This window comes from bacterium, from assembly GCA_040755795.1.
GTDB lineage: Bacteria > UBA9089 > CG2-30-40-21 > CG2-30-40-21 > SBAY01 > JBFLXS01.
Genome location: JBFLXS010000411.1, coordinates 1 through 3,594 on the forward strand (window position 1 = coordinate 1; position 3,594 = coordinate 3,594).

Sequence of the window (3,594 nt, forward strand, 5' to 3'; positions counted from 1 at the left end):
TATCAGGTTATCGGTAAAGAGCAAGCAGTAGCCTGCTATCTCAAATTACCGATTACTGATTACCTGATTACCGATTACTTTAAATAATCACAATTTATACCCCAGTGGAGTATAGTTTCGTCCTGAGCTCAGCCGAACGGTATTTAATTACCAGTTACCAATCACCAGTTACCAGAATTAAATTCCGTGCGTTATTTGTTCAACACGACACTAGGGAGGCGAGAGATGTATCAAATAAAATTACCCGTATTTGAAGGACCGTTTGATTTATTATTATATTTGATACGCAAAGACGAGATTAATATCTATGATATTCCTATTGCTAAGATTACTAAACAATATCTGGAATATTTAAGTCTAATGGAGTCTTTAGATTTAGAGGTAGCCTCTGAATTTCTGGTTATCGCCGCCCTGCTACTATCTATAAAGTCAAGAATGCTTCTTCCTAAATCTCAAGTATTTGAAGGTGAGTCTGAAGAGGCAGAAGACCCAAGATTAGAGTTAGCTAAAAGACTTACAGAATATAAAACATATAAAGAGCTGGCTGGTAAATTTGAACAAAGACTGGATTTTTATCAAGGAATATTCACTCATCCTCATCACTTAGAGATAGAAGAGGATACTGAACTAATAGAATGTGACCTGTTTGAACTTATTAAGGCATTCCAGAAGATACTAAAAGAAAAAGATGGGAAAATGGAGATAACCGTGGACGATACTTCTCTCGAACAAAAAATGGCGTATCTGCAGAATTTGTTAGATGACAATGAAAAAGTCTCTTTCTTGAATTTATTTAAGGGAACAAAGATGAAGATAGAGGTAGTCATTACCTTTTTAGCCCTTTTAGAACTTATAAAATTAAAAAAGGTTTATATTCGTCAACATCGGTTATTTTCCGATATTTGGATATATAGGATATGAAAGATTATTCAAAAGCCAAAAAGATAATTGAGGTATTATTATTTGTTGCGGCAGAGCCGTTGTCCATAGATAAGATTAGTCAAATATTAGAGATGAAAGGTTCCCAGGTGCAAAATTTAATCTTTGAGTTAAAAAAAGAATACTGGGAAGACCAAAAAGGGATTGATATTATTGAAATAGCCAACGGCTATCAGATGTGCACTCGTTATGAATACTCACCCTGGATTAACAAACTAAAAAAACAACGAAAAGAAAACAAACTATCTACCTCTGCATTAGAATCTCTGGCCATAATCGCCTATAAACAACCAATTTCAAAAATAGAAATAGACAGTATCCGTGGGGTAAATTCAACTGGTGTCCTTCAAACATTATTAGAGAAGAAATTGATTAAAATCGTTGGTCGAAAAGAGGTCCCTGGCAAACCACTGCTTTATGGCACAACCGTAGAATTTTTAAAAATCTTTGGACTACCTAACCTATCGGCATTACCACAAATTGATGAAGTGATTGGAAAAGAGCTCAATCTGTAATGCCGTGTATCCACATAATTGAAATCTGTAACCGTTCAGGTGGTAATTTACCGCAGAGACGCAGAGAAAAACAGAGGGGAAAATATCTTTTTTTTTTCGTGTTTTTCGCGTTTTTCGGTGTTTAAAAAGGTTTAAAAACAGTTAGTCGAAAGTAAGCATTAAAAGATTAATAAACAACGAAAAACCCGAAATGCACAAAAAAAAAGGAAATTTCTGTCTCTGGTGAATAGATTTTAATTTTTTTCTCTGCGTCTCTGTGGCATCTTGCGGTGAACGGTTACTGAAATCTTAATTTCTCATGCCTTTGTGGCGAAATAGGAACAAATGCATACAAATACTAAATATTTACTTTCTAAAAAAGTAGGCAAGGCGATTAAAGATTATGATATGATTCAAGATGAGGATAAGATTATCGTTGCGGTCTCCGGCGGTAAAGATAGTTTGACTTTACTTGAGATACTACGAGATAGACAACGATATGCACCGATTAAATTTGAACTTCTCCCGGTTCATATCAAAATAGACTTTCAGAATATAGATGTTGCCAGATTAGAAGGCTATTTTAAAGAGAAAGGCTATAATTATCACATTGAACCAATAAACCTCTTGAAAGATAATGAAAAAGTAGAATGTTTTTATTGTACCTGGAGTCGAAAAAAGACCCTTTTTGAGGTGGCGGATAGGTTTGGTTGTAAAAAGATAGCCGTGGCACATCATAAGGATGATATCCTTGAAACATTCCTTCTAAATCTTATATTTCACGGAGAAATTGGCACGATGACTCCCAATGAGAAATTTTTTGGTGGAAGATTCTGGATTATAAGGCCATTGGTGTATGTGGAAGAAAAAGAAATGGTAAAATTTGCTAACCTGTATCATTTACCAGTCTTAAATTTTGATTGCCCATATCGAGGGACAAAAAGGGAATTTATGAACAAATTACTAAAAACCATTGAGAAAGATTGTAGTATTCACGCTAAAGCAAATATATTTAATGCCTTGAAAAGGGTAAGAAAAGACTATCTTTTATAAGTAACCGTTCACCGCACAGACATAGAGACGCAAAGGAAAAATAAATGTAAAATAGGAAATTTGAACTTTTGCGTTTTTTTAGGTGTAAGAAAGGAGAAATGGAGAAAATTGGGGAAAGGGGAAAAAGAATTTCATGTATAACTAACTATATTTCTTATACTTAGAGAAAAATACTTCTTTTTCCTTTTTCCCCCTTTCCCGTTTCCCCTTATTTACACAAGAGATTGGGGGGGTATGAGGGTCGCGGGGGTATGAGGGTCGCGGGGGGGTATGAGGGTCGCATCTTGAATTGTGAATTATCTCTGTTAATTCACAATTCAACAGGCTGTTGACATAAAGCAAGGAGAGGAGATATGTTTTTTTCGTCCATCTTATGCGAGATCTGAAGGTAAAATAAACTTTATGTTGGCGGGGTCAATCCAAAAAAAATTAAAGTTTAAGAGAAAAAATGCCGAGAATACCTATAGAAGATTAAAAACTTTCTAAAGAATAGGGAGGTATTCTCGACAATGACTCATCAAGTATTATATCGACAAAAATTTCTAAAAACTTTAACCAATTATTCTCTTTTACAATATATTCTGTTCAAGGATGTTCTTTTCTTCTGGGAGAAATGGATATTTACTTTCTAGAGGGGTATGAGGGTCGTACCCCCCTAGATGCGACCCTCACACCACCCCTTTAGTAATTTAGTAACTATTCACTACGAAGAGTACGAAGGACACGAAATGGAATTTAATGTCTTGTAATTTTTGGTAGTGTCTGACAATAACTACAATTTTTTTAACCACAAAGATCACAAAGAGTTTCACAAAAGAGTCAAAGATTTTTGAGAGAATAAATTTTTCCCTTTATTTCTTTGTGTATTGTTTGTGTTTGTGTACTTTGTGGTTAATTTCAGGTAAGCGTTCAGGTGGTGTAAGAAAAGGAGATATGGAGATAAAGGAGATAAGGGGATATTATTAAAAAAATTGAAATTACTAGAAACTAATAGAAATTTATGGAAATTTGTTGTTTCCCACAATCAATTTCTACCTATTTCTATAAATTTCAATCTATTTCTATTATCTTATCTCCATATCTTCCTTATCTCCTTATCCCCCTTCTT

General features: G+C 34.3%; 4 protein-coding genes. All 4 read left to right on the forward strand.

Annotated elements, in window-relative coordinates; genetic code table 11:
• The first annotated feature begins 225 nt into the window (after positions 1 to 225).
• The 4 genes from AB1414_17540 (at position 226) to AB1414_17555 (ending at position 3,118) form a co-directional block, all read left to right on the forward strand.
• The gene (locus AB1414_17540) at positions 226 to 921 is read left to right on the forward strand and encodes a segregation/condensation protein A (GenBank protein MEW6609219.1); all 696 of its coding nucleotides are present in this window, start codon (positions 226 to 228) and stop codon (positions 919 to 921) included.
• A complete protein-coding gene (scpB, locus tag AB1414_17545) occupies positions 918 to 1,454 on the forward strand; it encodes an SMC-Scp complex subunit ScpB (protein MEW6609220.1) in 537 nt (178 codons plus the stop codon). Before AB1414_17540 ends, scpB begins: the two co-directional genes overlap by 4 nt.
• A 324-nt stretch (positions 1,455 to 1,778) precedes the next feature.
• Entirely contained in the window at positions 1,779 to 2,486 is a 708-nt protein-coding gene (locus tag AB1414_17550) for an ATP-binding protein (GenBank protein ID MEW6609221.1), read from the forward strand.
• Between the two features lie 509 nt (positions 2,487 to 2,995).
• Positions 2,996 to 3,118 (forward strand): hypothetical protein, encoded by a 123-nt coding sequence (locus AB1414_17555; protein ID MEW6609222.1) that lies wholly within the window; start codon positions 2,996 to 2,998, stop codon positions 3,116 to 3,118.
• The last annotated feature ends 476 nt before the right edge of the window (positions 3,119 to 3,594 follow it).